We start from the raw sequence: 26,892 nt of genomic DNA on the forward strand, positions 1-26,892 counted from the left end.
GGTTTGCGGGGGCCCGCCGGGTGGGCACCGTCGGGTGCCCACCCGGGCGCGGGTCAGGAGCCGCCGTTGACGGTCACGGAGCTGACCGCGCCGAGCTTCACGTTGTACTTGTCGAGGATCTTGGCGTACTCGCCGTTGGCGACGAGGGCTTCCAGGCCGGCCTTGACCGCGTCGCGGAGCTGGGTGTTGTCCTTGGCCACGCCTATGCCGTAGAGGCCCGGGTCGATCTGCTCGCCGACGACCTCGAAGTCCTTGCCGCCGCCCGACGTCTGCGCGTTGTAGGCGGCCACCGGGTAGTCGTTGAGGTCGGCGACGGCGGCACCGGACTTCAGCTTGAGCAGGGCCTCGCCGTCGTGCTCGTACCCCTGGATGGTGATCGCGCTCTTGCCCGCCGCGGTGCACTTGTCGGACTGGGCCTTCGCGGCGTCCTCGTTGACGGTCGCCTTCTGCAGGGCGACCGTCTGGCCGCACAGGTCGTCGAGCGAGTGGATGCCCTTCGGGTTGCCCTTCTGGGTCAGGATCGAGGTGCCGGCCCGGAAGTAGTCGACGAACTCGACGCCCTTGCCCTGGCGCTCCTGGTTGTCCGTCATCGCGGACATGATCAGGTCGATCCGCTTGGTGCTGAGGGAGGTGATCAGGGTGTCGAACCCGGCGTCCTGGATCTGGAACTTGACGCCCAGCTGCTTGCCGAGCGCGTCCGCCAGGTCGGGGTCGATGCCGACGGTCTTCTCGCCCTGCTTGTACTCCACGGGGGCGTAGGCGACCTCCGAGCCGACCTTGATGACACCGGCCTTCTGGATCTCGGCGGGAAGCTTGCCGTAGAGGGGGGCCGAGGTGCTGGCGCCGCCGGCGGAACCGCTTCCGCCGCTCCCGCACGCGGTGAGGAGCAGGGAGCCGGCCGCGAGGACGGCGGCCGCGGTGAGCGGCCGGAGGCGCGGGTTACGGGCAGCGGGCATGGGGGGATCTCCTCTTGGGGACCGGACGGGGTGTCGCGCTGCGGGTGGGACGGCGCGGTACAGCGTGGATCTGGGCTCGTCACCCTCCGCCGAGGTGACAGGTGGTTCCGATGTGGGGGGAATCCTGCCACTGTGGGCGGGAAATAAGTGCCTGTGGCAGATCAAAATCGGATAACAGGACTGCCGACTGTCCGGTATCCGGACATTTCTCCCGTTCATGTCACCCGATGCATGATTATGCACCGGGTGACCGGCCGCCGGTCCGGCGGCTAGAAGCTGCCGTTCACCACGGCGCTCTGCACCGCGCCCTCGGACAGGCCCCACTTCGCCAGCACCTTGTCGTACACCCCGTTCCGGATCAGCTGGTTCAACGCCTCCGCCACGGTGTCCCGCAGCGCGGTGTCCTCCTTGGCGAACGCGATCCCGTACGGCGCCATCTGCAACTGCTCGCCCGCCACCTGGAACTGCGCGCCGGCCCGCCCGTTCTTCACCGCGTGCGCCGCCACCGGGGAGTCGTCCAGGTCCGCGGTCGCCCGGCCCTGGGCCACCAGCGCCAGGGCCTGGTCGTCCGTCTCGGTCTCGGTCACCGTCAGCTTCCTGCCGGTCTTCTCGCAGGCCCCGGCCTGACGCTCCATCATCACCGACTGGACGGTCTCGCGCTGCAGCGCGACCGTCCGCCCGCACAGGTCGTCCAGCGAGGAGACCTTCTGCGGGTTGCCCTTGGCCACCACGATCGAGGTGCCGGTGACGAAGTAGTCCACGAAGTCCAAGCCGTCGTTGATCTTGCGGGCCTGGTCGTCGGTGCCGTCCCGGCGCTGGGTGTTGTCGGTCATGCCCGACATCACCAGGTCGTACTCGTGGGCCTGCAGCCCCAGCCGCAGCCGGTCGAACGGCACGTCGCTGAACTGCACCCGCACGCCCAGCACGTCCCCCAGCGCGTGGGCCAGGTCCACGTCCAGGCCGTCCGGCCTGCCGCCCTCCGCCTTGAAGCCGATCGGCGCGTACGTCAGGTCCGCGCCGATCCGCAGCACCCCCGCGGAGCGGACCGGGGCGGGCAGCCGGCCGTGCAGGTCGGACGGCGCGGCGGTGGCGCCCGACGAGGAGCCGGAGCCGCAGCCGGTCAGCAGCAGCGAACCGGTCACCGCGGCGGCGGTGAGGGCGCCGGCCCGGTGCGCGGTGGTGGTCCGGCTTCCGGCGCCGGTGCCGGATCTGACGGGGCGAGTGGCCGTCGACATTCTTGGTCCTCCTGTGGGAGAGGGAGCGGGCCCCCGCCGCCGCGCGCTGGTGTGCGCGACCGGGTGCGGCGGGGCAGGACGCGGCCCGACGTGCGCGGGAACGTCCGGACAACGGTGGTCGAACACCGGATACTGCCATCCCGACCTGATGGAGCGGGTGGCGGGTGTGTCAGAATCTGGTATCGGGTGACCCCCGACGCAGAACTCAGACCGCCGGTTCGCCACAGGGCCGGGGTGCCCAGGAACGGAAGCCGTCACCGGCTCCGTATCCGAAGGCGCCAGCTCCCCTCCGTGTCTGCGTTCACTCCTGCGAGTGCCCTGCGGACCCCTCGCTTCGGGGGCCACGCGGACAAGAAGGACCCGGCACAGGTGCGGTACCGGGCCCGGACCACAAGCGCAGAACACCTAACACCCTCACCCCGAGGGCGCCGCCGACGGCAGCGCCCCGACCCGGACACGGGTACGCCACAGGCGGCGTACCCGGATTCGCGCATTGCCGCGCGGCCGGGCCGAAGTCCGTCGGACGCGCGCCTTCGCTGATATGACGAAGAGGTCATTGTGGCAGCGGAGATCATCACCGACACCCAGAGCACTGACGACCCGGTCGACGCCGTCTTCGCGCTCCACCGCGGCGGCAAGATGGAGATCCGGGCGACCGTCCCGGTCCGCGACGCGGAGGACCTGTCGCTCGCCTACACCCCGGGCGTGGCCCGGGTCTGCACCGCCATCGCCGAACAGCCCGCCCTGGTCGACGACTACACCTGGAAGTCCAACACCGTCGCCGTCGTCACCGACGGCACCGCGGTGCTCGGCCTCGGCGACATCGGCCCGGCGGCCTCACTGCCCGTGATGGAGGGCAAGGCCATCCTGTTCAAGCAGTTCGGTGGCGTCGACGCGGTGCCGATCGCGCTGGACTGCACCGGCGTCGACGAGATCGTCGAGACCGTGGTCCGGCTCGCGCCGTCCTTCGGCGGCGTCAACCTGGAGGACATCTCCGCCCCGCGCTGCTTCGAGATCGAGCGGCGGCTCCAGGAGCGGCTGGACATCCCGGTCTTCCACGACGACCAGCACGGCACCGCGATCGTCACCACCGCCGCGCTGTGGAACGCCGCCAAGGTGACCGGCCGTCAGGTCGGCGACCTGCGCGCGGTCATCTCCGGCGCGGGCGCGGCCGGCATCGCGATCGCCAAGATGCTGCTCGCCGCCGGCATCGGTGACGTCGCGGTCTGCGACCGCCGGGGCGTGGTCCACCAGGGCCGCGAGGACCTCACCGACGTCAAGGCCGAGATCGCGGCGCTCACCAACCGCACCGGCCGCACGGGCAGCCTGGCCGACGCGCTGGCGGGCGCGGACGTGTTCATCGGCGTCTCCGGCGGCACCGTCCCCGAGGACGTCGTCGCCACCATGGCGCCCGGCTGCTTCGTCTTCGCGATGGCCAACCCCACCCCGGAGATCCACCCCGAGGTGGCCCACCGGTACGCGGCGGTGGTCGCCACCGGGCGCTCCGACTTCCCGAACCAGATCAACAACGTGCTGGCCTTCCCGGGCATCTTCGCCGGCGCGCTCTCGGTCCGGGCCAGCCGGATCTCCGAGGGCATGAAGCTCGCCGCGGCGCAGGCCCTGGCGGGCGTCGTCGCCGACGAGCTGACGCCGCAGAAGGTCATCCCGTCGCCCTTCGACGAGCGGGTCGCCCCCGCGGTCACCCGCGCGGTCGCCGAGGCGGCGCGGGCGGAGGGGCTCGCCCGGCGCTGACGTCGGACCGCACGGCACCGGGGCCCGCCCGAGGACTCGTCCGGGGGCGGGCCCCGGTGCCGTGCGCGGACAACGGCCGCCCCGGAAAAGCAATATGGGGACGTTCACAGTGAGTCGTGGTTAACGCGCGGGGCACCGCCCGGCTATGGTCCGGGCATGTTCGCTGCCTACGCCGCCCGCATCAGTCCCGACGACCCGCTGAGCGCACTGGAACTGGGCGAGGTGCCCGAACCGGAGGCCCGCCCCGGCTGGAGCGTGGTGACGGTCAGGGCCGCCACGCTGAACCACCACGACCTGTGGTCGCTGCGCGGGGTGGGCCTGCCCGCCGAGCGGCTGCCGATGGTGCTGGGGTGCGACGCGGCGGGCGTCGACGAGGACGGCAACGAGGTGGTGATCCACTCGGTGGTCGGCCAGAGCGGCCACGGGGTGGGCCCGCACGAGCCGCGCTCGATCCTGACCGAGCGCTACCAGGGCACCTTCGCCCAGCGCGTCGCGGTACCGACCTGGAACCTGCTGCCCAAGCCGGCGGAACTGAGCTTCGAGCAGGCGGCCTGCCTGCCGACCGCCTGGCTGACCGCCTACCGGATGCTGTTCACCAACGCGGGCGTGAAGCCCGGCGACACGGTGCTGGTGCAGGGCGCCGGCGGCGGGGTGTCCACGGCGCTGGTGGTGCTGGCCAAGGCGGCCGGGCTGCGGGTGTGGGTCACCGGACGGGACGAGGCCAAGCGGGCCCGGGCGGTGGAGCTCGGCGCGGACGCGGCGTTCGAGAGCGGCGCCCGGCTACCGGAGCGGGTGGACGCGGTGATGGAGACCGTCGGCGCGGCGACCTGGTCGCACTCGGTGAAGTCGCTGCGCCCGGGCGGCACCATCGTGATCTCCGGGGCGACCAGCGGCCCGAACCCGAAGGCCGCCGAACTGAACCGGATCTTCTTCCTGGAGCTGAAGGTGGTCGGCTCGACCATGGGCACCAAGGAGGAACTGGCCGGCCTGCTGGCGCTGTGCGCCCACACCGGGGTGCGGCCGGTGATCGACTCGGTGCTGCCGCTGGCCGGGGCCCGGGAGGCGTTCGCCCGGCTGGAGCGCGGGGACGTGTTCGGCAAGCTGGTGCTCACCCCCTGACCCGGTGACGTGACGCGGCGGAGCGCCCCCGACCCGTCCTCGGGGGCGCTCCGGGTCTCCGGTGCGGGCCTGGGGCCCGTCTTCATACCCCCGTCGCAGCCCCGCGGCGTCTGGTGCGTGCTCTCGGCGTGCCGGGTGGAAGGTCGCGTACTTGGATGTACTCGGCCTTTCGCCCGGTGCGGCGAGAGGGCGTGCCGGGCGTCGTGGGGCAGACGGGGGTGTGAAGACGGGCCCTAGCGCCCGTACAGGGCGCGGGCGGCGGCGGCCAGCGCCTGCTGGGCGCGGGCCAGCCGGGCGGTGTCGACGCCCCGGTCGCGGGCGGTGTCCCGGACGTGGTCGCGGAACCGGTCGAGCAGGCGCTCCAGCTCGCGGGCCGGGTCGCCGTCCGGGTCGGTGCGGGCCCAGTCGGGCAGCTCGGCGGCGGCAGCGGTGCCGGCCGGGCCGGTCGCGTCCGCCGGGGCGTCCTTGTCCAGGTCGATCCGGGCGGCCGACTCCTCGGGGCTGCCCCAGCGCGCGGCGTCCGCCAGCGAGCCGAGGCCGCGGGTGAGTTCGGCCAGGCCCTCGGCCAGGCCGGCCGACCAGTCGCCGCCCGCGGCGGTGCGGGCGGCCCGGACCTGCTCCTCGATCCGGCGCTTGAGCCGCAGCGCCTCCTGCTGGGCGGCGGTGCGGGCGGCCCTGGACTGCTCGCGCAGCCGCCGGGACTCGGCCTCGGCGGCCTTGGCCTGCTGCCGGGCGGCCTTCTCCTGCTCCTTGGCGCGCCGGGCCTGTTCCTTGGTCTCGGCCTTGAGCCGGGCGAACTCCTCCTTGGCCCGCTGCCAGGACTCCTGGTCGCGCCAGGGGGTGCCGGTCGAGGAGGCACCGGGCTCGGCGGCGGCCTGGTTCCACAGCTCGGCGCGCAGGTCCTTGGCGTTGTCCCGGACGTCCTGCCGGATGGCTCCGGCGAGCTGGCCGACCGAGTCGTGGATCTCGGCCTCCAGGTCGCTCAACTCGGACGCGCGGGAGGCGAGTTCGGCCCGGCCCTGGTCGGTGAGCCGGTAGACCTTGCGGCCGCCCTCGGTGGTGTGGCTGACCAGGCCCTCCGCCTCCAGCTTGGCCAGCCGGGGGTAGACGGTGCCCGCGGAGGGCGCGTACAGGCCGTGGAAGCGCTCCTCCAGCAGGCGGATCACCTCGTAGCCGTGCCGGGGGCTCTCGTCGAGCAGCTTCAACAGGTAGAGGCGCAGCCGCCCGTGGCCGAACACCGGTGTCATCAGGACTCCTTGGTCAGGTCGAGCGGGGCCGCCGGCAGTTCCTTGGCCGGGTGCTCCTCCTCGGACTCGGGGCGGCGCTGGACGGTGACCGCGCCGGTGACGGTGGTCACCGCGAGGCGGCCGCGGCCGGTGCCGAGCTGGCCGGAGAGCTTCTTGGAGCCCCAGCCGCCGCCGACGCTCAGCTCGGCGAAGGCGCTGGAGAGCGTCCCGCTGGTGGTGCCGGCCTCGACCTTGGCGTCGGCGAGGGCGGGCAGCCGGACGCCGACCGCGCCGGAGACGGTGTTCACGCCGATGTCGGTGGGGGTGGCGGCGTCCAGGTCCAGGGTGACGGCGCCGGAGACCGAGTGGGCGCGGATCTTCGTCGCGGAGCCGGCCACCAGGGTGACCGCGCCGGAGACCGTGTTCACCTTCAGCTGGCCGGACAGGCCCTCGGCGTCCACGTCCCCCGAGATGGTATTGGCGCTGACCAGGCCGGTCAGCCCGGCCAGCGTGGTGGCGCCGCTGGCGCCGTGCACGCCGACCTCGCCCGCGATGCCGGAGATGGTGGCGTCGGCGGAGACGGTGCCGACCCGGACCACGGCGGCGGCCGGGACCGCGACCGTCAGGTCGGCGCTGCGCTTGCGACGCAGGCCGGAGAAGAAGGACTTGACCGTCTGCACCGACTTCACGGCCTCGCCGAACTCGCCCCAGCTGAGGTCCTTGTAGGTGACGGTGAGCACGCCGTCCTCCAGGGCGACCTGGAGCGGCTCACCCTCCAGCCGGGCCACCTCCAGCCGGGCGGGCCCCTCGGTGGGGACCACGTTCACGGTGCCGTCGACGACCCGCACGTGCAGGGTGTGCACGCTCTCGTCGAAGGCGATCTGCTGAGTGCTGTCTACCGTCCACTGCGTCATGTCCGACTCCCCGTCCTCCCATACGCGATGTATCGCGTCGTCCTGTTATTCACGATATATCGCGTGGCGCGGAAGTCAAGGCGCTCCGGCCCCCACCCCGACCCGGAGCGCACCCCGAGCCGACCCCGAGTCCGGACCCCGGGGCGGGGCCGAGGTCCGGCTCGGGGCAGGACCGGGCCGGGCTCCGGACCGGCTCCGGGAACGCGAACGGCCCGGGAGGCGAACTCGCCTCCCGGGCCGCGCCGCTGACGTCGCGTCAGCCGGTCACTCCTCGTCGTCCTCGTCGTCCAGCCGGGCCAGCCAGGTGGCCAGCCGCTCCACCGGCACCTCGAAGTCTGGGTTCAGGTCCACGAACTCCCGCAGGCGCTCGGCCAGCCACTCGAAGGTGACCTCCTCCTCGCCTCGCCGGCTCTCCAACTCCTCGATGCCGCGGTCGGTGAAGTACACGGTGGTTCGCTCCGGGGGTGGGTGGTTCCAGGTCCGTCGGAACCCAGGATAGTGGCGCGCCGGTCAGCCGTTGTACCGGTAGTAGCTGAGCGAGAGCGAGACCGCGCCGTCGTTGGTGACGTTGGTGACCTTCATGATCGCCACGCTCCAGCTCTGCCGGTTGCGCACGCAGATCATCCGGCCCGGCGGCAGGTCCCCGTACGGGAACGCGGCGCTGGGGTTCTTGTCGATGGCGTCCGAGCACTCCTGCGGGGTGAGCGAGTCCGCCTTGCTGAGGTAGCGGTCGAAGTCGTCCGGCACGGACAGCTTGTCGTAGCCCGGCCGCACCAGGCCGTCGCTGACCGAGGTCGGCACCACCTTGCCGTTGACCAGGTCGAAGCCGTAGTCGCTGCTGGGCGCGGACAGCTCGCGGTCGGTGTAGACCGCGGTGAACCCGGCGGGCGCCCCGCTCGGGCGGGCCGATCCGGAGGGCGGGGACTTCGGGCTGCCGGAGGCGGACGGCGGCGCCGACGCCTGGTCCTGGCCCGCGCTGTCGCCCCCGGCGCCGCCGCCGGCGGGGCTCGGGCCCACCGTGACGGTCTCGGTGGCGACCGGGGTGCCCCCGGTGTCGCCGCCCAGTTGCTTCATCAGCACCAGCCCGCCCGCCGTCCCTGCCAGCAGGGTCACCAGCGCGACGATCAGCAGGGTCTTCCAGGACACCCCGGACCGGCGCTCCGCCGGCCCGGCCGGGGCCGGCCCGGCGGCGAGCGGGACGGCCGGGCCGGGCGGCGGGGTGTGCCGCTCGGCCGACCGCACCGTCGGGTCGGCCGGGGCCACCGGGCCGGTGACCGCCTCGGAGACCGGGGCGGGCGGCCCGAACACGCCCGCCGGCGGCGCCACCGAGGCGTGCTGCTGCCCTACCGGCGGCGTGAGCGGGGCGTGCTGCTGCCGCGCCGGCGGGGCCAGCGGCTGCGGGGGAGTGGCCGGCAGGGTCGGCGGCGCGGCCGGCAGCGGGGTCGGCGGGGTCCGCGGCAGGTCGGAGCGCCGGGTGATCTCGGTGTTCACCTGCCCCGGCAGCCAGTCCTCGCCGAACCGCAGCTGCCCGCCCACCGCCGGGTGCTCGCGGGCCGCCAGGATGATCTCGGCGGGCGTCGGCCGGTCCGCCGGGTCCTTCGCCAGGCAGCGCCCGATCAGCTCGCGCAGCGGCGCGGGCACGCCGTTCAGCTCCGGCTCCTCGTGCACCACCCGGTACAGCACCGCGGTGTCCGGGCCGTCGCCGAACGGCGGCGCGCCGCCCGCCACGTACGCCGCCAGCGCACCCAGCGCGAACACGTCGGTGGCCGCGGTGACCGGCCGGCCCTGGGCCTGCTCCGGCGACATGAACGCCGGCGAGCCGATCCGGTAGCCGGTGCCGGTCAGCGCCGTCGCGTCGGCGGCCCGGGCGATGCCGAAGTCGATCACCCGCGGCCCGTCCGAGGCCACCAGCACGTTGGCCGGCTTGAGGTCCCGGTGCACCACCCGCACGCTGTGGATCGCCTGCAGCGCCTCCGCGATGCCGCCCACCAGCAGCAGCACCGTCCGCACCGGCAGCGCCCCGTGCTCGCGCACCACCTGCTGGAGCGACGGCCCCGGCACGTACGAGGTGACCAGCCAGGGCGCGCCCGACTCCAGACCGCCGGAGTCGATCACCTGCGCCGTGTACAGCCCGTGGATGCGCTGGGCGCTGCTCACCTCCTGCGCGAAGCGGCGGCGGAACTCCCCGTCCTCGGCGAACTCCGACCGCACCACCTTGAGCGCCACCGGACGGCCGCCCGGCGTGTACGACAGGTAGACCCGGCCCATGCCGCCGGCGCCGAGCCGGGCGAACAGCCGGTAGCCGCCGACCTCGCGGGGGTCGTCCGGCAGCAGCGGCTGGAAGACCGGTGGGAGCGGAGCGGCGTGCTGCGGAGTGTCGGCTGCCATGAGGCGGGTCCCCCTCGGATGGGCGTGTCGAAAGACGGCCGTCCGGCGCGCGGCGCCGGGAACGGCGAACCACAACCTATCGACCCGTCAGAACCCGTGCAGCCCACCGGCTCCCGCAGTGCGTCACGGTCCGGAAACGGAACCGGAACCGGAAATGGAAGCGGAAACGGAAGCGGAAACGGATCGCCCCCGTCCCCGGAGAACCGGGGACGGGGGCGATCCGTGCCGTGCCGCGCGTCAGCGCGTCAGAGCGAGAACACCTCTTCGATCAGCGCCTGCTGCTCAGTGGCGTGCCGCTTGGCGGAGCCGACCGCGGGGGCCGAGGAGGCCGTGCGGGCGACCCGGCGCAGCCGGGCGTTGCCGCCGGAGCGGCCGACCACGACCTGGAGGTGGTCGACCAGGTTCATCGCGATGAACGGCCAGGCGCCCTGGTTGGCCGGCTCCTCCTGCGCCCAGACGAACTGGACGTCCTCGCCGTAGCGGCTCAGCTCCTCCTGGAGCTCGGCCACCGGCAGCGGGTACAGGCGCTCGACCCGGACGATCGCGGTGTCGGTGGTGCCGCGCGCGGTCCGGGCCGCCTCCAGGTCGTAGTAGAACTTGCCGGAGGTGATGACCACCTTGCGGACCTGCGCCGGGTCGACCGTGCTGTCCCCGATCACCGGGCGGAACGAGCCGCTCAGGAACTCGGAGGTGGCGGACGCCGCGGCCTTCAGGCGCAGCATCGACTTCGGGGTGAAGACGATGAGCGGCTTGTGGTGCGGGTTGTGCGCCTGCCAGCGCAGCAGGTGGAAGTAGTTCGACGGCAGGGTCGGCATGGCGACCGTCATGTTGTCCTGCGCGCACAGCTGCAGGAAGCGCTCCGGGCGGGCGGACGAGTGGTCCGGGCCCTGGCCCTCCATGCCGTGCGGCAGCAGCAGGGTGACGCCGGAGTGCTGGCCCCACTTCTGCTCGGCCGACGCGATGTACTCGTCGACCATGGTCTGCGCGCCGTTGACGAAGTCGCCGAACTGCGCCTCCCACATGACCAGCGCGTTCGGGCGGGTCAGCGAGTAGCCGTACTCGAAGCCCATCGCCGCGTACTCGCTGAGCAGCGAGTCGTAGACGGTGAAGCGGGCCTGGTCCTCGGTCAGGTACATCAGCGGGGTGTAGTCCTCGCCGGTGTTCCGGTCGATCAGCACCGCGTGGCGCTGGCCGAAGGTGCCGCGGCGGGAGTCCTGGCCGGCCAGCCGGACCGGGTGGCCCTCCATCAGCAGCGAGCCGATGGCGAGCGCCTCGCCGGTGGCCCAGTCGATGGTGTTGTCCTCAACCGAGGCGGCGCGGCGCTGCAGCTGCGGCAGCAGGCGCGGGTGCACGGTCAGCCAGTCCGGCAGGTTGACCTGCGAGGCGGCGATCCGCTTGACCATCTCGGCGGAGATGCCGGTCTGGATGGAGACCGGGAAGTCCGCGACCGGGCGGCCGGCCTCGGCCTGGGCCGGGGCGGCGACGGCCTCGCGGACCTCGGCGAACACCTTCTCCAGCTGGCCCTGGAAGTCCTGGAGCGCCTGCTCGGCCTCTTCCATGGTGATGTCGCCGCGACCGATCAGCGCCTCGGTGTAGAGCTTGCGCACCGAGCGCTTCTTGTCGATCAGGTCGTACATCAGCGGCTGGGTGAACGACGGGTTGTCGGCCTCGTTGTGACCGCGGCGGCGGTAGCAGATGAGGTCGATCACGACGTCCTTGTGGAACTGCTGGCGGAACTCGAAGGCCAGCCGCGCGACGCGGACCACGGCCTCCGGGTCGTCGCCGTTCACGTGGAAGATCGGCGCCTCGATCATCCGGGCCACGTCGGTGCAGTACATCGAGGAGCGCGAGGAGGCCGGGGCGGCGGTGAAGCCGACCTGGTTGTTGACCACGACGTGCACGGTGCCGCCGGTGCGGTAGCCGCGCAGCTGCGACATGTTCAGGGTCTCCGCGACCACGCCCTGGCCCGCGAAGGCCGCGTCGCCGTGGATCTGGATCGGCAGCACCGGGAAGGTGGTGCCGCCGAAGTCCAGGATGTCCTGCTTGGCGCGGGCGATGCCCTCGACGACCGGGTCGACGGTCTCCAGGTGCGAGGGGTTGGCGGCCAGCGACACCTTGATGGTCTCGCCGTCCAGGCCGGTGAAGGTGCCCTCGGAGCCCAGGTGGTACTTCACGTCGCCGGAGCCGTGCATCGACTTCGGGTCGAGGTTGCCCTCGAACTCGCCGAAGATCTTGCCGAACGGCTTGCCGACGATGTTCGCCAGCACGTTCAGCCGGCCGCGGTGGGCCATGCCGATGACGGCCTCGTCGAGGCGGTGCTCGGCGGCGGCGTCGATGGTGGCGTCCAGCAGCGGGATGAGCGACTCGCCGCCCTCCAGCGAGAAGCGCTTCTGCCCGACGTACTTGGTCTGCAGGAAGGTCTCGAACGCCTCGGCCGAGTTCAGCCGGCGCAGGATGCGCAGCTGCTCCTCGCGCTCCGGCTTGGTGTACGGCTTCTCCAGGCGCTCCTGCAGCCAGGTGCGCTGCGCCGGGTCCTGGATGTGCATGTACTCGATGCCGACGGTGCGGCAGTAGGTGTTGCGCAGCAGGCCGAGGATGTCGCGGAGCTTCATCATCTTCTGGCCGCCGAAGCCGCCGACCGCGAACTCGCGCTCCAGGTCCCACAGGGTGAGGCCGTGCGAGACGACGTCCAGGTCGGGGTGCTTGCGCTGCATGTACTCCAGCGGGTCGGTGTCGGCCATCAGGTGGCCGCGGACCCGGTAGGAGTGGATCAGCTCGATGACCCGGGCGGTCTTGTTGACCTCGTCGTCGTGGGTGGTGGCCACGTCGGTGGCCCAGCGCACCGGCTCGTACGGGATCCGCAGGGACTCGAACACCTCGTCGTAGAAGTTGTTCGCGCCCAGCAGCAGCTGGTGGATCGAGCGCAGGAACTCGCCCGAGGCCGCGCCCTGGATGACCCGGTGGTCGTAGGTCGAGGTCAGGGTCATGGTCTTGGAGATGCCCAGGCGGGCCAGCGTCTCCTGGGAGGAGCCCTGGAACTCGGCCGGGTACTCCATGGCGCCGACGCCGACGATGGTGCCCTGGTTCTGCATCAGGCGCGGCACGGAGTGCACGGTGCCGATGCCGCCGGGGTTGGTCAGCGAGATCGTGACGCCGGTGAAGTCGTCCATGGTCAGCTTGTTGGCGCGGGCCCGGCGGACGATGTCCTCGTAGGCCTGCCAGAAGCCGAAGAAGTCGAGCGTCTCGGCCTTCTTGATGGCCGCGACGACCAGCTGCCGGTCGCCGTTCGGCTTGACCAGGTCGATGGCGAGGCCCAGGTTCACGTGCTCGGGCTTCACCAGGTAGGACTTGCCGTCCTCCACCTTGTAGGTGTGGTTCATGCCCGGGTTGGCCTTCACGGCCTGGACCAGCGCGTAGCCGATCAGGTGGGTGAAGGACACCTTGCCGCCGCGGGCCCGCTGCAGGTGGTTGTTGATGACGATGCGGTTGTCGATCAGCAGCTTCGCCGGCACGGCGCGCACCGAGGTGGCGGTCGGAACCTCCAGCGAGGCGTCCATGTTGGACGCCACGGCCTTGGCCGGGCCGCGCAGCTGGACCAGCTCGGGACCCTCCGCGGCGGCCTTCGCGGGCGCGGCGGCGGCCGGGGCCGCCTTCGGCGCGGGCGGCGCGGCGGGGGCGGCCGGGAGCGGCGCGGGAGCGGCCACCGGCTGCGCGGGCGCCGGCGCGACGGGCGCGGGGGCGGCGGGCGCGGCCGGAGCTGCGGCAACGGGAGCGGCAACGGGGGTCGGCTGGGCGCCGACCGGAGTTGCGGCCTGGGTCACTGGAGTCACCTCGGTACCGGGCTTGTAGTCGGCGAAAAAGTCCCACCAGGCGCGGTCGACCGAGGCCGGGTCCTGGAGGTACTGCTGGTAGATCTCGTCGACGAGCCACTCATTGGGGCCGAAGCCAGTGGAGCTTGCCGAGCTGGGGGTTTCTTGGTGTGGCGACACGGGGCAACCGCCCTCTTCCGCTTCCTTTTGGGATGGTGGACAGCGGGGATTAAGGCTACGCCTCCGACCAGTGATCGCGCAGTCCCCGGTGGTCAGGCGTCGCCCAGATCACATCGCCGAGCTGGTTTTTGGCTGAATCCGAGCGTTAGAGATGCCGGAAATCAGGGAACTCGGCCCTTGATCGGTCGTGGTCATACCGGCGGAAAATCGGACGAACCAGTGGTCTGGACCATTTTGCGGCTCGGGCCGGGGACCGGCGCCGAGCAGCCCGGCGTCGGTTTGTACCGATTGCGCCACAGTCTCAGACCGGCACCGGCGTCTCACCCGGGAGGGTGACCTCGATCCGGCAGCCCGCGGCCGCCTCCGCCACCCGGATCCGGCCGCCGTGCAGGTCCACCGCCCAGCGCGCGATCGCCAGCCCCAGCCCCGTCCCGCCGTCGCTGCCCGGCCCCAGCGCGGTCGGCGAACCGCTGCGGCCGAACCGCTCGAAGACCCGCTCGCGGTCCGCCGCCGGGATGCCCGGACCCTGGTCCTCGACCTCCAGCAGCAGCCCGCCGCCCTCCGCCGCCCGGGCCCGCACCGTCACGGTGCCGCCGGTCGGCGAGTGCTTGCAGGCGTTGTCCACCAGGTTGGCCACCACCTGGTGCAGCCGCTCCGCGTCCGCCACCGCCGCCAGGTCGGCCGGCTGCACGTCCAGCGCCAGCCGGACGTCCTCGCGCCGGGCGTACGCGCCGCCCGCCGTCGCGCCGTCCACCGTCACCCCGCGCAGCACCCCGTCCAGGAACGGGCCGACCCGGAACGGGCGGGAGTCCAGCGGGACCACGCCGTCGTCCAGCTTCGACAGGTCCAGCAGGTGGGTGACCAGCCGGCCCAGCCGCTCGGTCTGCTCCAGCGCGGTGCCCAGGTTCTTCGGGTCCGGCTTCACCACGCCGTCCACCACGTTCTCCAGCAGGCCGCGCAGCGCCGCGATCGGCGTGCGCAGCTCGTGCGAGACGTTGGCGATCAGCTCGCGCCGGTGCCGGTCGGCGGCCTCCAGGTCGCCGGCCATCCGGTTGAAGGTGTCGGCCAGTTCGCCGATCTCGTCCCGCGAGGACACCTCGACCCGGGCGCTGTAGTCGCCCTCCGCCATCGACCGCGCCGCCGCCGTCATGTCGCGCAGCGGCGCCGTCAGGCCGTTCGCCAGGAGCTGCATGAACAGCAGCGAGGCGATCAGCGAGAAGATCATGATCAGCCGGATCTGGGTCTCCGAGCGGATCGCCACCACCACCATCCCGGTGGCCAGCACCACCGAGACGACCACCAGCATGGCCAGCTTGCCCTTGATCGACCGGACCGGGTCGAACGGGCGGATGTCGGCCCACACCCGGTGCGCGGCGCGCGCCGCGAGCGAGGGCCGGGGCCGGGGGGAAGCCGGTTCGGCTTCCCCGTTGCGTTGCTGCGGAAAGGTCATGGTGTCCCTGCGACTCGTGCTCGGGGCGGGGCGGGGGCAGCCGCGCGGGCCCGCGGGCCCGGGACCGGCGGGGCCCGGTCAGGACAGCGGGGCCTCCAGCGCGTACCCCACGCCGTGCACCGTGCGGATCCAGCTCGCGCCGATCTTCCGGCGCAGCGCCTTCACGTGGCTGTCCACCGTGCGGGTGCCGGACGCGTCGGTCCAGTCCCACACCTCGGCCAGCAGCTGCTCGCGGGTCAGCACCGCGCGCGGCTGCGCCGCCAGGCAGGCCAGCAGGTCGAACTCGGTCGGCGTCAGGTGCACGTCGCCCGAGGCCAGCCGGACCCGGCGCTGCACGTGGTCGATCTCCAGCTCGCCGAACCGCAGCGACCCCAGCGCGGGGGTGCGGGCCGCCTGCTGGGCGCGCTCCACCCGGCGCAGCAGCACGTTCACCCGGGCCGCCAGCTCGCGCATCGAGAACGGCTTGGTCATGTAGTCGTCCGCGCCGACGCCCAGGCCCACCAGCAGGTCCGTCTCGTCGTCCCGCGCGGTCAGCATCAGCACCGGCACCGGGCGCTGCGCCTGGATCCGGCGGCACACCTCCAGGCCGTCGAAGCCCGGCAGCATGATGTCGAGCACCACCAGGTCCGGCTGCCAGGTGTGGAACCCGTCCACCGCGCCCGGCCCGTCGTGGGCCACCGCCACCTTGAAGCCCTCTGCTCCCAGCCGGGCCGCGATCGACTCGGCGATGGTGGGCTCGTCCTCCACGACGAGCACCCGTCGCTGGGTGCCCACCGGCCCACTGCTGATCGTCTCTTGCTGCATCTCTGTCACGGTCACGCCACCGCCCCCAGGGCTCGCGGTCCGGCCGTCCGGGGGGACGGCGGGCTCCGCTCGTAGTCGTCTTGTTCCGTCGTCGTCTTGCTTCCGCCGTGCCGTTCCGCGCGGGAGTGCCCCGTCCGCGGTCGCGGCCGGTTTGGCAGGTCCCCGCTCGGACGGGCACGGGCCGATACCTTACCCGGAGCACTTGCGAGCCGTAACGGTACGTGTGCGAGCGGCAGGTGTCGGGGCGGAGGTCTTCACAGAAGTTCCTCAGACGGCTCTCACCCGGCACCCGTATCGTGGGCCGGACAAGGCGTTCTGGAGGCACCATGACCAGCGCGGAACTGCGTCGACGACTGATCCGCCCCGGGCTGCGGGCCGTGCCCACCCCGCGGGCCAACCCGTTCGCACTCGGTTACCTCGCGCTGCTGCTCGGCACCACCCTGTACGGGCGCCTGGGCGACCCGGAGACCGTGCACCGGCTCCAGTCGCTCTCCTCCACCGACGCGCACAACCTGCTCGTCCACCCCGCCCTCTCCCTGGTCGGCAGCGGCCTGTGGGTCGCCGGACCGGTCTGGATGCCGTACTTCTGGGCCTTCGCCCTCACCGTCGCACCCCTGGAACGACGCGTCGGCGGCCTTCGTGCCCTCGGCGTCTTCGGCGCCGGCCACGTCGCCGCGACGCTGCTCTCGCAGGCCGTCGTGGTCGCCGCGGTGGCGACCGGCCGGGCCGAGAAGGAGCTGCTCGACGCGATGGACATCGGCGTCTCGTACGGCGTCCTCGCCTCGCTGGGCGCGCTCGCCGGGCTGCTCGGCCCGGTGGGGCGGCGGACCGCGCTGGGCGCGGGCGTCGCGCTGGTCGGCCACCAGCTGGTGACCGACCCCGACCTGGTCACCTCGGTCGGCCACCCGGCGGCCCTGGCGGTGGGCGTCTCGCTCTGGCCGCTGCTGCGCGGCCGCGGGCCCCGGCCGCCGTGGCGGGCGCGGCGGGAACGGCGGGCACCGGCCTGGCAGGTCCGGCCCCGGCCGGAGACCGCCCCCGCCGAGGGCTGACCGCCCGCCCTCCGCGCCGAACCCCCGCTGCTCCCCCCTCCGCCGTTCCCCGCGCCCCGACCGGGGTGCGGGGCTCTCGCGCTGCGTTCACTGACGGTGAACAGCGGGTGGGGAACAATCGCGGTGCGCCGAACCTTAGTCAGGTCAGCTCAACTTCGCTGACTGGGGAGAGATCATGGCATCGACGTCCGCTCCACTCACCCTGCCCGTGCTGCCGCTCGACGACGAGGTAGTGCTTCCCGGCATGGTGGTTCCGCTGGAGCTCTCGAATCCCGAGGTGCGGGCCGCCGTGGAGGCGGCGCGGGCCGGGAGCGGCGGGGGCAAGCCGCAGGTGCTGCTGGTGCCGCGGCTGGACGGGTCGTACGCGGCGGTGGGCGCGCTGGCGACGGTCGAGCAGGTCGGGCGGCTGGCGGACGGCGACCCGGCGGCGCTGGTGCGGGCCGTGCGCCGGGTGCGGATCGGCGCCGGGACGACCGGGCCCGGGGCCGCGCTCTGGGTGGAGACCACGCCGTTCAAGGAGTCGGACCGGGGGCTGCCGGTGGCGGGGCGGGCGGCCGAGCTGGTCAAGGAGTACAAGGCGCTGTCGACGCAGTGGCTGCGCCGCCGCGGCGCCTGGCAGATCGTCGACCGGGTGGCCGCGATCGAGGACGTCGGCGAGCTGGCCGACCACATCGGCTACGCGCCGTTCGCGACCGCCGAGCAGAAGCTCAAGGTGCTGCTGGAGGCGGACCGCCCGGCCCGGCTGGAGTACGCGCTGAGCCTGCTGCGCGAGCACCTCGCGGAGGAGGAGGTCAACGACACCATCCGCAAGGACGTCGAGGAGGGCGTGGCCAAGCAGCAGAAGGAGTTCCTGCTGCGGCGCCAGCTGGAGGCGGTCCGCAAGGAACTGGCCGAGCTGAACGGCGACACGGACTCCGAGGAGGACGACTACCGGGCCCGGGTCGAGGCCGCCGCGCTGCCCGGGAAGGTCCGGGAGGCCGCGCTCAAGGAGGTCGACAAGCTGGAGCGGTCCAGCGACCAGTCGCCCGAGGGCTCCTGGATCCGCACCTGGCTGGACACCGTGCTCGAACTGCCGTGGAACGAGCGCTCCGAGGACGCGTACGACATCGCCGGGGCCCGCGCCGTGCTGGACGCGGACCACACCGGCCTGGCGGACGTGAAGGACCGGATCGTCGAGTACCTGGCCGTCCGCAAGCGGCGGGCCAACCAGGGGCTCGGGCAGATCGGCGGACGTCGGGGAGGTGCGGTGCTGGCGCTGGTCGGGCCGCCCGGCGTGGGCAAGACCTCGCTGGGCGAGTCGGTGGCGAAGGCGATGGGCCGGTCCTTCGTCCGGGTCGCGCTCGGCGGCGTGCGCGACGAGGCGGAGATCCGCGGCCACCGCCGGACGTACGTGGGCTCGATCCCCGGCCGGATCGTCCGGGCGGTCAAGGAGGCCGGGACGATGAACCCGGTGGTGCTGCTGGACGAGATCGACAAGGTCGGCTCGGACTACCGGGGCGACCCGGCGGCGGCCCTGCTGGAGGTGCTGGACCCGGCGCAGAACCACACCTTCCGGGACCACTACCTGGAGGTCGAGCTCGACCTCTCCGACGTGGTGTTCCTGGCCACCGCGAACGTGCTGGAGGCCATCCCCGAGCCGCTGCTGGACCGGATGGACCTGGTCCGCCTCGACGGCTACACCGAGGACGAGAAGGTCGCCATCGCCCGCGACCACCTGCTGCCGCGCCAGCTGGCCAAGGCGGGCCTGGGCGAGGCCGAGCTGACGGTGGACGAGCGGGCGCTGCGCCGGCTGGCCGCCGAGTACACCCGGGAGGCGGGCGTCCGGAACCTGGAGCGGGCGATCGCGCGGGTCCTGCGCAAGGTCGCCGCGCAGGTCGAGCTGGGCGAGCGCGAACTGCCCGCCGCGGTCGGCCCGGACGACCTGCGGGCCCTGCTGGGCCGGCCGCACCACGTGCCGGAGTCGGCCCAGGAGCCGGCCGAGCGGCGCACCGCGGTGCCGGGCGTGGCCACCGGGCTGGCGGTCACCGGGGCCGGCGGCGACGTCCTCTACATCGAGGCCTCGCTGGCGGACGCCGAGACCGGCTCGACCGGGCTGACCCTGACCGGCCAGCTGGGCGACGTGATGAAGGAGTCCGCGCACATCGCGCTCTCCTACCTGCGCTCGCGCGGCGCCGAGCTGGAGCTGCCGGTGACCGGGCTGCGCGAGCGGGGCATCCACCTGCACGTGCCGGCCGGCGCGGTGCCGAAGGACGGCCCGAGCGCGGGCGTCACCATGACCACGGCGCTGGCCTCGCTGCTGTCCGGCCGCAAGGTGCGCACCGACGTGGCGATGACCGGCGAGGTGTCGCTGACCGGCCGGGTGCTGCCGATCGGCGGCGTCAAGCAGAAGCTGCTGGCCGCGGACCGCTCCGGGATCACCACGGTGATCATCCCGAAGCGCAACGAGGCGGACCTGGACGACGTCCCCGCCGAGGTGCTGGAGCGCCTGACGGTGCACCCGGTGTCCGACGTCCGCGAGGTGCTGCGGCTCGCCCTGGAGCCGGCCGAGGTGCTGGTGGCGGCGGCCTGACGCCCGGGTCCGGCACCACCGGGGGCCCGCGGACGCTTCCGCGGGCCCCTGGTGGTCTCCGGGCGGCGCCGATGGGAGACTGCCCGCATGCCGTCCCCTACGCAGCGCGTGCTGGCCGCCGTCCCGGAGCGCTACCGGCCGTTCCTGGTCAAGCACCGCACGCTGGTGAAGTTCCTGGTGGTCGGAGGGACGTGCTTCCTCCTCACCATGCTGATCAACTTCGGCCTGAAGACCACCGTGCTGGAGAACAAGCCGGTGCTGGCGCTGACCGTCGCGACCGTGGTCACCACGGTGATCTCGTACGTGCTGAACCGGCAGTGGTCGTTCCGCGCGGTCGGGCGCAAGCGGGAGGCGGCCGGGTTCTTCGTGGTGAGCGCGCTGGCGGTGGGGGTGAACGACCTCCCGCTGGTGGCGTCCCGGTACGTGTTCGACCTCCGGACGCCGGACGTGAGCCACGTCGCGCAGGAGGTCGCCGACTTCTTCAGCGGGATGATCGTCGGCACCCTGCTGGCGATGGCGTTCCGGTTCTGGGCGATGAACCGCTTCGTCTTCACCGAGCTGGCCGAACGGGCCCCGGACGACGGGCAGCGGCCGGGGCGGGAGCCCGAACGGGTCTGACCCCCGACCCGGCCGGGCTCACCCCCCGGCCGGGCTCACCCCTCGGTCGGGCTCACCCCTCGGCCGGGATGGGGCGGCCGAACCGGGGCGGCCGGGCCACCGCGAGGAAGGTCACCGCGACGCCGCCCACCGCCCAGGCCGCCAGCACCAGGAACGGCACGGCGAGGTGGGTGGAGTCCAGGTAGGCGATCGAGCGGGCCGCGGAGGTGCCGGCCCCGTTCGGGATCCACTCGCCGATCGCCCGCCAGAACGCGGGCAGCAGCGGCGGCGGGAAGACGCCGCCCGCGCTGGGGTTGCCCAGCACCACGAAGAGCAGCACCGCCAGGCCGATGCCGACCACGTCGAACAGGCACTCCAGGGCCATCGTGACGGCGCCGACCGAGAACACCACCAGGGTGCCCAGCCCGGTGAGCGCGGCGATCGAGCCGGGCAGCGCGTGCAGGATCGGGCCGATGATCAGCGCGCCGCCGAGGCCCGCCGCGACCGAGTACAGCGCCAGCGTGCCCAGCCGCAGCACTGCCCGGCCGGTGTTGGCCGGTCGGGAGCCGGCGCTGATCCCGAGGATCGAGGCGACCAGGTAGCCGCCCACGCACCAGCCGACCACCAGGTAGAAGGCGGACAGGCCCTCGGCGTCGCCCTTGGCCAGCGGGATGGTGTCGTCGACCACGACGGTCCGGCCCTGGGCGGCGGCCAGCTTGGTGACCACGCCCTCCGCGGCGGTGGCGGCGGCCGGGCCGCGGGCGTCGGCGACCAGCAGCGCGTCCTCGGTGCCGGTCGGGTCGAACACCCAGGCCGCGTAGACCTTCTGGTCCTTGATCCGCTGCCGCGCGGTGTCGCCGTCCGGCAGCGCGGAGGCGCGCACCGCGCTGTCCGGCACGGACTCCAGCGCGCCGACCAGCTTGGGCGCGACCTCGGGCGGGGCGACCACCGCGATGGACAGCTCGTGCGGCGTCGGGTGGTGCAGCGCGCCCACGTACGAGGTGATGAAGCCGAGCTGGAGCAGCAGGACGGCGACCACCAGGAAGAACGCGCGGGGGGTGACCGCGTCCCGGAGGTCGCCGAGGAATCCCTTGGGCTGCTCTGCCGTGTGGGCCATGGCGGGGGCGTCTCCCTCTGTATAGCGGTTGGAAAGCGGCAAAAAAGTCAAAACGGATACTTCATATCATGAAGCAGTTGCGTGCCGGGGGAGGCGCGAGCTGCGCGATACTGAGCGCCATGAGTGACCCCCTGGACCGGCGGAACCCCGCCGAACTGGCGTTCCTCGCGGTCGAGCGCGAGGTGGCGACGCTGTTCCGGCGCAGTCGGGCGCGGGCCGCGGAGACCTCCCGCCTGGTGCACCCCGAGCTGGAGGCTGGGGCGTACGTGCTGCTCGGGTTCATCCGGGAGTCCGGGCGGGCCCGGGTGACCGACGTCGGGCTGCACTTCGGGGTGGGCAAGGCCACCGTGAGCCGGCAGATCCGGGCGATCGAGGAGCTGGGCCTGCTCCACCGGGAGACCGACCCGCTGGACCGGCGGGCCTCGCTGGTCTCGCTGACCGAGGAGGGCGAGCGGCGGTTCGCGGCGGCCCGGGAGGTGCGGATGGCGCGGTTCCGGGCCTCGCTGTCCGGGTGGGAGCTGGGCGAGCTGGAGCAGTTCGCCCGGCTGCTGGAGCGGTTCAACGAGCTGACCGAGGGGGTCTGAGGGCGGCCGGCCGGGAGGGTTCCTTTACTCGGGCTTGAAGAAAGTTGCCTTAGTCAACCATCGGCGTATAGTTGCTTGAGGCAACGAATTTTTAGTCGAAGGAACCGCATGTCGACGACCCTCAAAGCACCGCCGCAGGTCCAGATGTCCCACCGCCAAGTCCTCGAAGCCCTCTCGGGCCTGCTGCTCGGCCTGTTCGTGGCCGTGCTCTCCTCCACGGTCGTCTCCAACGCGCTCCCGCGGATCCTCACCGACCTGCACGGCGGCGAGTCCGCGTACACCTGGGTGGTCACCGCCGCCCTGCTGTCGATCACCGCCGCCACCCCGCTCTGGGGCAAGCTCTCCGACCTGGTCAGCAAGAAGCTGCTGGTCCAGATCGCCATGGTGATCTACGTGTTCTCCTCGGCGCTGGCCGGCCTGTCGCAGAGCATCGGCATGCTGATCTTCTGCCGGGTGCTCCAGGGCGTCGGCGCCGGCGGCGTGATCGCGCTCGGCCAGATCTGCCTGGCCGCGATGGTCCCGCCGCGCGAACGCGGCCGCTACAGCGGCTACTTCGGCGCGGTCTTCGCGCTCGCCACCATCGGCGGCCCGCTGATCGGCGGCGTCATCGTGGACACCTCCTGGCTCGGCTGGCGCTGGTGCTTCTACGTCGGCGTCCCGTTCGCCCTGGTCGCCGTCCTGGTGCTGCAGCGCACCCTCAAGCTGCCCGAGGCCCCGGCCCGCAAGCCGAAGATCGACTACCTGGGCGCGACGCTGATCACCGCCGCCGTCAGCCTGCTGATGATCTGGATCTCGCTGGCCGGCAAGAACTACGACTGGGTCTCCTGGCAGACCTTCGCGATGGTGTTCGGCGGCCTGGCGCTGGCCGGCCTGTTCGTCGCCGTCGAGAAGCGCGCCGCCGAGCCGCTGATCCCGCTCGACCTGTTCCGCCACCGCACCGTCGCCCTCGCCGCGCTGGCCAGCGCCTTCGTCGGCGTCGGGATGTACGGCACCACCACCTTCCTCGGCCAGTACTTCCAGCTCGCCAAGGAGAAGTCGCCCACCCAGGCCGGCCTGCTCACCCTGCCGATGATCCTCGGCCTCGCGGTCTCCTCCACCGTGGCCGGCCGGCTGATCACCAAGTACGGCAAGTGGAAGGGCTTCCTGGTCGCCGGCACCGTGCTGCTCGCCACCGGCCTCGGCCTGATGGGCACCGCCCGGGCCGACACCTCGTACGCGCTGCTCGCCCTCTACATGCTGCTGGCCGGCATCGGCCTCGGCCTGACCAGCCAGAACCTGGTGCTCGCGGTGCAGAACACGGTGCCGCGCAACGAGCTCGGCGCGGCCAGCTCGGTGGTCACCTTCTTCCGCACCATGGGCGGCGCGATGGGCGTCTCCGCGCTCGGCGCGCTGCTCGGCAACAAGGTCGCCAGCTACGCGGCGGAGAACTTCGCCAAGGCCGGCGTCCCGGCCGCCGGGGCGGGCGGCGACGGCATCCCGGACCTCAAGAAGCTGCCCGCGCAGATCGTCCCGCTGATCACCGACGCGTACGGGCACGGCGTCGGCACGGTGTTCCTGATCGCCGCGCCGTTCGCGGTGGTCGGCTTCCTGCTGGTGCTGTTCATCCGCGAGGTGCCGCTGCGCACCTCCCACGAGGAGCGGCCCGCCGCCCCCGCTGAGGCCAAGGCCGCGGAGCTGGTCGCCGACTGACCGCCGGTCCGGCGACACCCGGAAGACGACATGCGAGAAGGGCCCCCGCCGTGCGGCGGGGGCCCTTCGCCGTGCGGTGCGCACGGGCGGGTGCGGTGGTGCGTGCGTGCGTACGGGCCGGTGCGGTCCGTACGGGCGGGTGCGGTGGTGCGGACGGCCGGGTGCGGTCCGTACGGGCGCGGGTGCGGCGCTACTTGGCGGCGATCAGCGAGATGCCGTACAGCACCACGGCCGCGCAGGCCGCGAAGCAGACGCCCGCGGCGGCCAGCGCCGCCGTGCCCCGACCGGTGCCCGCCGCGACGGCGGCCTCCCGGCGGGAGAGGGCGAGGTTGCCGAGCGCGAACACGGCGACCACGGCGACGGTCACGAGCAGGCTGACGCCCGCGGTCTCGGCCAGTGCGGCCCACTTGATGGTCATGGCGGGGGTTCCTCTCAGGCCGCGAGGGTGGTCGGGGCGGTGGGGGCGGGGGCGGGCACCTCGGTGACGGGGGCGACGTCCGCGCCGTGCACGTTGCCGGCGTGCACCGGCTGGCGGCGCGAGAGCAGCCACATCGAACCGGCGCCCAGCACCAGGACCAGGCCGACCAGGGCCACGCCCCAGTCGCCGCGGCCGGCCACCAGCGCGGCCAGGCCGGAGACCGCGGCGGCGGCCGGCAGGGTCAGGCCCCAGGTGTAGAACATCCGGCGCACCATGCCCCAGCGCAGCCGGCCGGCCGGGCCGCCCAGGCCCGCGCCCATGATGCCGCCCGAGCAGACCTGGGTGGTGGACAGGCCGTAGCCCATGTGCGAGGAGGTCAGGATCACCGTCGCGGCGGCGGTCTCCGAGGCGAAGCCCTGCGGCGGCCGGATGTCGGCCAGGCCGGAGCCCATCGAGCGGATGATCCGCCAGCCGCCCATGTAGGTGCCCAGCGCGATGGCCGTGCCCGCGCTGGCGATCACCCAGGTCGGCGGGCCGTCGCCCTTGTGCAGGGCGCCGGCCGAGACCAGGGTCAGCGTGATGATGCCCATGGTCTTCTGCGCGTCGTTGGTGCCGTGCGCCAGCGAGATCAGCGAGGAGGAGAGGACCTGCCCGCGGCGGAAGCCCTTCTCGGTGCCCGTCTTCGGCGCGCCCCGGGTGATCAGGTAGGCCAGCTTGGTGGCGCCCCAGGAGGCCAGGCCCGCCACCAGCGGGGAGGCGACCGCCGGGATCAGGATCTTGGAGAGCACGGTGGAGAAGTTCACCCCGTGCAGGCCGACCCCGACCACGGTGGCGCCGATCAGGCCGCCGTACAGGGCGTGCGAGGAGGACGAGGGCAGGCCCTTGAGCCAGGTCAGCAGGTTCCACAGGATCGCGCCGACCAGGGCGGCGAAGATGATCGAGGGCTGCAGTCCGGCCTTCTCGTTGACGAGGCCGCCCGAGATGGTGGTGGCGACCTTCACCGAGAGGAAGGCGCCGGCGAAGTTGAGCACCGCCGCGATCGTGACGGCGACCTTGGGCCGGAGCGCGCCGGTCGCGATGGAGGTGGCCATCGCGTTGGCGGTGTCGTGGAAGCCGTTGGTGAAGTCGAAGGCGAGCGCCGTGATGATCACAACGGCCACCAGGAACGTGATGTGTTCCATACCCAAACAATCGTCGAAGTGGTCGGACTGACGTTGCTGTCCTCGGCGAAGGTAAGGAGCCTCGGTGAACGGGAGGTTAACTGGGCGCGGAGTCCTGGTTCCCCCGGTGGCCCGGGAGTTGCCGGGGCGTTGGGTTCCGGTGGAGACCGCGACCCCGCGGTGAGACCGTTCTCACACCCCGCTCCGGATGAGAATTCACCCGGCGGTCCGGAAAGCACCTGCCCCGAACACCCCTCCACGTGGCAGGATCGGTCCGGTCGCCGACGGACAATCTGGGGAGGGCCGGCCGATGGGGGCTGGGCAGCGGACCGAATCGACCGGCCTGAGGCCGTGGGTGCGCGCCGCGCTGCGCTGCGGAGCGGTGCTCGCCGCCGCCGCGCTCACCCTGCCGTTCTTCGCCTCGGCGGCGTACGCCGTGCCCGGACCGGGCGCGCCCGTGGTCTCCGCCGGGTCCGACCCGCTGGCCGAGGCCAAGCGCACCCTCGGGCCGATGCTCGACGAACTGCACGCCCTGTACCAGCAGGCCGAGACCGCCACCGAGCAGTACAACGGCACGGTCGCCAAGCTCGCCGAGCAGCAGGCCACCGTCGAGGACCTGGACAACCGGGCCGCCCGGCAGCAGGACGCCGTCGACGCCGGCAGCGACCTCGCCTCCCAGCTCGCCGCCGCGCAGTACCGCAACAGCCAGATATCCGGGTACGCCGAGCTGCTGATGGCCGAGAACCCGTACGAGGCCGTGGTGATCGCCGAGTTGCTGAACTCCGCCGGGCACTCGCAGAAGGAGTTCCTGGACCGGCTCAAGGCGGACCGGGACACCCTGACCGCGCTGCGCACCGCCGCCGAGCAGGCCGTCGCCCAGTCGCAGGCGCTGGCCGCCGAGCAGGAGAAGGCGAAGAACGACGTCGCCGGGAAGCTGGCCGAGGTCGAGCAGCTGGTCGGCTCGCTCACCGGCGCCCAGCGCGACGAACTGGCCGAGCTGGAGAAGCAGCAGGCCAACGAGGCGCAGCTGGCCTTCCTGGCCTCCGGGGCGCTCGGCAAGGGCGAGCGGACGCCCTCGGCGACGGGCCGCAAGGCGGTCGCCTGGGCGCTCCAGCAGCTCGGCAAGGACTACGTGTGGGGCGGCGCCGGGCCGGACGTGTTCGACTGCTCCGGCCTCACCTCGCAGGCCTGGCTGCACGCCGGGCTGCCCATCCCGCGCACCAGCCAGGAGCAGTGGGCGCAGCTCAAGCACGTCCCGCTGAACCAGATCCGCCCCGGCGACCTGATCGTCTACTTCGCCGGCGCCACCCACATCGGGATGTACATCGGCGGCGGGCTGATCGTGCAGGCCCCGCACACCGGGGACGTGGTGAAGGTCTCGCAGATCGGCGCGATGCCGATCCTGGGCGCGGTGCGCCCGGACGGGAACGACGCGGCGGACGACGCGGGCGGCGCCTGGAAGGTGCCGGACGTGCCGCTGGGCGCGGTGAAGATCCAGCCCGCCAAGCCCTCGACGCTGCCGACGCCGCCCGCGCCGACGACCGCGCCCACCGCGCCGGGCGGCACGCCCACCGCGCCCGCGACGCCGTCCGACCCGGCCACGCCCGGTGGCTCCGGGACGCCCAGTGGCTCCGGCACGCCGAGCGGCTCCGGGACGCCCAGCGGTTCCGGCACGCCCAGCGGTTCCGGCACGCCGAGCGGCTCGGGCACCCCGGGCGGGACGGCCGGGCCGAGCGGGACGGGCACGCCCAGCGGCCTCACGACGCCCGCCGGGTCGGGGTCGCCGAGCGGGGCGGACGCGGTGTCGCCGTCCGGGAGCCGGTCGGCGGGCTGAGGCCCGGGGCGGCGGGGCTCGCCGGCCGGTCCGGCGGGCCCG

General features: G+C 73.1%; 20 protein-coding genes. 8 read left to right on the forward strand and 12 right to left on the reverse strand.

Annotated elements, in window-relative coordinates; translation table 11 throughout:
* Positions 1 to 53: 53 nt before the first annotated feature.
* Positions 54 to 956 carry an ABC transporter substrate-binding protein gene (locus tag K353_RS15680; protein ID WP_111554205.1) on the reverse strand — a complete coding sequence of 301 codons (903 nt, stop codon included), beginning with the start codon at positions 954 to 956 and terminating at the stop codon, positions 54 to 56.
* 269 nt (positions 957 to 1,225) lie between these two features.
* Positions 1,226 to 2,191, reverse strand: coding sequence for an ABC transporter substrate-binding protein (locus K353_RS15685; RefSeq protein ID WP_111554206.1), 966 nt, complete (start codon positions 2,189 to 2,191; stop codon positions 1,226 to 1,228).
* 558 nt (positions 2,192 to 2,749) lie between these two features.
* Between K353_RS15685 and K353_RS15690 the strand changes: the two genes are divergently transcribed.
* Together K353_RS15690 and K353_RS15695 are read left to right on the forward strand one after the other, a co-directional pair.
* Positions 2,750 to 3,943, forward strand: coding sequence for an NADP-dependent malic enzyme (locus tag K353_RS15690; RefSeq protein WP_111554207.1), 1,194 nt, complete (start codon positions 2,750 to 2,752; stop codon positions 3,941 to 3,943).
* A 156-nt stretch (positions 3,944 to 4,099) separates the two neighbouring features.
* The gene (locus tag K353_RS15695) at positions 4,100 to 5,062 is read left to right on the forward strand and encodes a zinc-binding dehydrogenase (RefSeq protein ID WP_111554208.1); all 963 of its coding nucleotides are present in this window, start codon (positions 4,100 to 4,102) and stop codon (positions 5,060 to 5,062) included.
* Between the two features lie 233 nt (positions 5,063 to 5,295).
* On the opposite strand, the gene K353_RS15700 is transcribed toward K353_RS15695, so the two are convergent.
* The 7 genes from K353_RS15700 to K353_RS15730 form a co-directional block, all read right to left on the reverse strand.
* Positions 5,296 to 6,309, reverse strand: coding sequence for a PadR family transcriptional regulator (locus tag K353_RS15700; protein ID WP_111554209.1), 1,014 nt, complete (start codon positions 6,307 to 6,309; stop codon positions 5,296 to 5,298).
* A complete protein-coding gene (locus tag K353_RS15705) occupies positions 6,309 to 7,202 on the reverse strand; it encodes a DUF4097 family beta strand repeat-containing protein (protein WP_111554210.1) in 894 nt (297 codons plus the stop codon). The genes K353_RS15700 and K353_RS15705 overlap by 1 nt, the downstream gene beginning before the upstream one ends.
* Before the next feature lie 264 nt (positions 7,203 to 7,466).
* Entirely contained in the window at positions 7,467 to 7,649 is a 183-nt protein-coding gene (locus tag K353_RS15710; RefSeq protein ID WP_100836393.1) for a DUF6104 family protein, read from the reverse strand.
* A 63-nt stretch (positions 7,650 to 7,712) separates the two neighbouring features.
* Positions 7,713 to 9,590: a serine/threonine-protein kinase gene (locus tag K353_RS15715; RefSeq protein WP_111554211.1), complete on the reverse strand. Its 1,878-nt coding sequence runs from the start codon at positions 9,588 to 9,590 to the stop codon at positions 7,713 to 7,715.
* A 245-nt stretch (positions 9,591 to 9,835) separates the two neighbouring features.
* Positions 9,836 to 13,579 carry a multifunctional oxoglutarate decarboxylase/oxoglutarate dehydrogenase thiamine pyrophosphate-binding subunit/dihydrolipoyllysine-residue succinyltransferase subunit gene (locus K353_RS15720; protein WP_111554212.1) on the reverse strand — a complete coding sequence of 1,248 codons (3,744 nt, stop codon included), beginning with the start codon at positions 13,577 to 13,579 and terminating at the stop codon, positions 9,836 to 9,838.
* Between the two features lie 301 nt (positions 13,580 to 13,880).
* On the reverse strand, positions 13,881 to 15,029 hold the full coding sequence (locus K353_RS15725; RefSeq protein ID WP_111554213.1) for a cell wall metabolism sensor histidine kinase WalK: 1,149 nt from the start codon (positions 15,027 to 15,029) through the stop codon (positions 13,881 to 13,883).
* Positions 15,030 to 15,107: 78 nt separating this feature from the next.
* Entirely contained in the window at positions 15,108 to 15,833 is a 726-nt protein-coding gene (locus K353_RS15730) for a response regulator transcription factor (RefSeq protein WP_111554214.1), read from the reverse strand.
* A gap of 326 nt (positions 15,834 to 16,159) precedes the next feature.
* On the opposite strand from K353_RS15730, the gene K353_RS15735 reads away from it, so the two are divergent.
* From K353_RS15735 to K353_RS15745, 3 genes are all read left to right on the forward strand, one after another.
* On the forward strand, positions 16,160 to 16,882 hold the full coding sequence (locus tag K353_RS15735) for a rhomboid-like protein (RefSeq protein WP_111554215.1): 723 nt from the start codon (positions 16,160 to 16,162) through the stop codon (positions 16,880 to 16,882).
* A gap of 175 nt (positions 16,883 to 17,057) precedes the next feature.
* Entirely contained in the window at positions 17,058 to 19,451 is a 2,394-nt protein-coding gene (gene lon, locus K353_RS15740) for an endopeptidase La (RefSeq protein ID WP_111554216.1), read from the forward strand.
* Positions 19,452 to 19,538: 87 nt separating this feature from the next.
* Positions 19,539 to 20,069: a GtrA family protein gene (locus K353_RS15745; RefSeq protein ID WP_111554217.1), complete on the forward strand. Its 531-nt coding sequence runs from the start codon at positions 19,539 to 19,541 to the stop codon at positions 20,067 to 20,069.
* A 52-nt stretch (positions 20,070 to 20,121) separates the two neighbouring features.
* Here K353_RS15745 and K353_RS15750 read toward each other — a convergent pair whose 3' ends face one another.
* Positions 20,122 to 21,165, reverse strand: coding sequence for an ABC transporter permease (locus K353_RS15750; protein ID WP_111554218.1), 1,044 nt, complete (start codon positions 21,163 to 21,165; stop codon positions 20,122 to 20,124).
* A gap of 119 nt (positions 21,166 to 21,284) precedes the next feature.
* Here K353_RS15750 and K353_RS15755 point away from each other — a divergent pair, with 119 nt between their 5' ends.
* Both K353_RS15755 and K353_RS15760 read left to right on the forward strand, forming a co-directional pair.
* On the forward strand, positions 21,285 to 21,749 hold the full coding sequence (locus tag K353_RS15755) for a MarR family winged helix-turn-helix transcriptional regulator (protein WP_111554219.1): 465 nt from the start codon (positions 21,285 to 21,287) through the stop codon (positions 21,747 to 21,749).
* A gap of 108 nt (positions 21,750 to 21,857) precedes the next feature.
* Positions 21,858 to 23,438, forward strand: coding sequence for an MDR family MFS transporter (locus K353_RS15760; protein WP_111554220.1), 1,581 nt, complete (start codon positions 21,858 to 21,860; stop codon positions 23,436 to 23,438).
* A gap of 190 nt (positions 23,439 to 23,628) precedes the next feature.
* Here the strand turns inward: K353_RS15760 and K353_RS34365 are convergent, their stop codons facing one another.
* A complete protein-coding gene (locus tag K353_RS34365; protein ID WP_199528110.1) occupies positions 23,629 to 23,856 on the reverse strand; it encodes a hypothetical protein in 228 nt (75 codons plus the stop codon).
* 14 nt (positions 23,857 to 23,870) lie between these two features.
* Positions 23,871 to 25,037 (reverse strand): inorganic phosphate transporter, encoded by a 1,167-nt coding sequence (locus K353_RS15770; RefSeq protein WP_305000308.1) that lies wholly within the window; start codon positions 25,035 to 25,037, stop codon positions 23,871 to 23,873.
* Between the two features lie 289 nt (positions 25,038 to 25,326).
* Here K353_RS15770 and K353_RS15775 point away from each other — a divergent pair, with 289 nt between their 5' ends.
* The gene (locus K353_RS15775; protein ID WP_146616474.1) at positions 25,327 to 26,850 is read left to right on the forward strand and encodes an NlpC/P60 family protein; all 1,524 of its coding nucleotides are present in this window, start codon (positions 25,327 to 25,329) and stop codon (positions 26,848 to 26,850) included.
* The last annotated feature ends 42 nt before the right edge of the window (positions 26,851 to 26,892 follow it).

The sequence above is a fragment of the Kitasatospora sp. SolWspMP-SS2h genome (genome assembly GCF_003259315.1).
Classification (GTDB): domain Bacteria; phylum Actinomycetota; class Actinomycetes; order Streptomycetales; family Streptomycetaceae; genus Kitasatospora; species Kitasatospora fiedleri.

Excerpts from the sequence above, each read along its gene's own strand:
- K353_RS15695 (WP_111554208.1), top strand. The coding sequence starts at position 4,100 with ATGTTCGCTGCCTACGCCGCCCGCATCAGTCCCGACGACCCGCTGAGC.
- lon (WP_111554216.1), top strand. The coding sequence starts at position 17,058 with ATGGCATCGACGTCCGCTCCACTCACCCTGCCCGTGCTGCCGCTCGAC.
- K353_RS15760 (WP_111554220.1), top strand. The coding sequence starts at position 21,858 with ATGTCGACGACCCTCAAAGCACCGCCGCAGGTCCAGATGTCCCACCGC.
- K353_RS15700 (WP_111554209.1), bottom strand. The coding sequence starts at position 6,309 with ATGACACCGGTGTTCGGCCACGGGCGGCTGCGCCTCTACCTGTTGAAG.
- K353_RS15735 (WP_111554215.1), top strand. The coding sequence starts at position 16,160 with ATGACCAGCGCGGAACTGCGTCGACGACTGATCCGCCCCGGGCTGCGG.
- K353_RS15775 (WP_146616474.1), top strand. The coding sequence starts at position 25,327 with ATGGGGGCTGGGCAGCGGACCGAATCGACCGGCCTGAGGCCGTGGGTG.
- K353_RS15680 (WP_111554205.1), bottom strand. The coding sequence starts at position 956 with ATGCCCGCTGCCCGTAACCCGCGCCTCCGGCCGCTCACCGCGGCCGCC.
- K353_RS34365 (WP_199528110.1), bottom strand. The coding sequence starts at position 23,856 with ATGACCATCAAGTGGGCCGCACTGGCCGAGACCGCGGGCGTCAGCCTG.
- K353_RS15715 (WP_111554211.1), bottom strand. The coding sequence starts at position 9,590 with ATGGCAGCCGACACTCCGCAGCACGCCGCTCCGCTCCCACCGGTCTTC.
- K353_RS15685 (WP_111554206.1), bottom strand. The coding sequence starts at position 2,191 with ATGTCGACGGCCACTCGCCCCGTCAGATCCGGCACCGGCGCCGGAAGC.
- K353_RS15750 (WP_111554218.1), bottom strand. The coding sequence starts at position 21,165 with ATGGCCCACACGGCAGAGCAGCCCAAGGGATTCCTCGGCGACCTCCGG.
- K353_RS15725 (WP_111554213.1), bottom strand. The coding sequence starts at position 15,029 with ATGACCTTTCCGCAGCAACGCAACGGGGAAGCCGAACCGGCTTCCCCC.
- K353_RS15730 (WP_111554214.1), bottom strand. The coding sequence starts at position 15,833 with ATGCAGCAAGAGACGATCAGCAGTGGGCCGGTGGGCACCCAGCGACGG.
- K353_RS15745 (WP_111554217.1), top strand. The coding sequence starts at position 19,539 with ATGCCGTCCCCTACGCAGCGCGTGCTGGCCGCCGTCCCGGAGCGCTAC.
- K353_RS15705 (WP_111554210.1), bottom strand. The coding sequence starts at position 7,202 with ATGACGCAGTGGACGGTAGACAGCACTCAGCAGATCGCCTTCGACGAG.
- K353_RS15755 (WP_111554219.1), top strand. The coding sequence starts at position 21,285 with ATGAGTGACCCCCTGGACCGGCGGAACCCCGCCGAACTGGCGTTCCTC.
- K353_RS15770 (WP_305000308.1), bottom strand. The coding sequence starts at position 25,037 with ATGGAACACATCACGTTCCTGGTGGCCGTTGTGATCATCACGGCGCTC.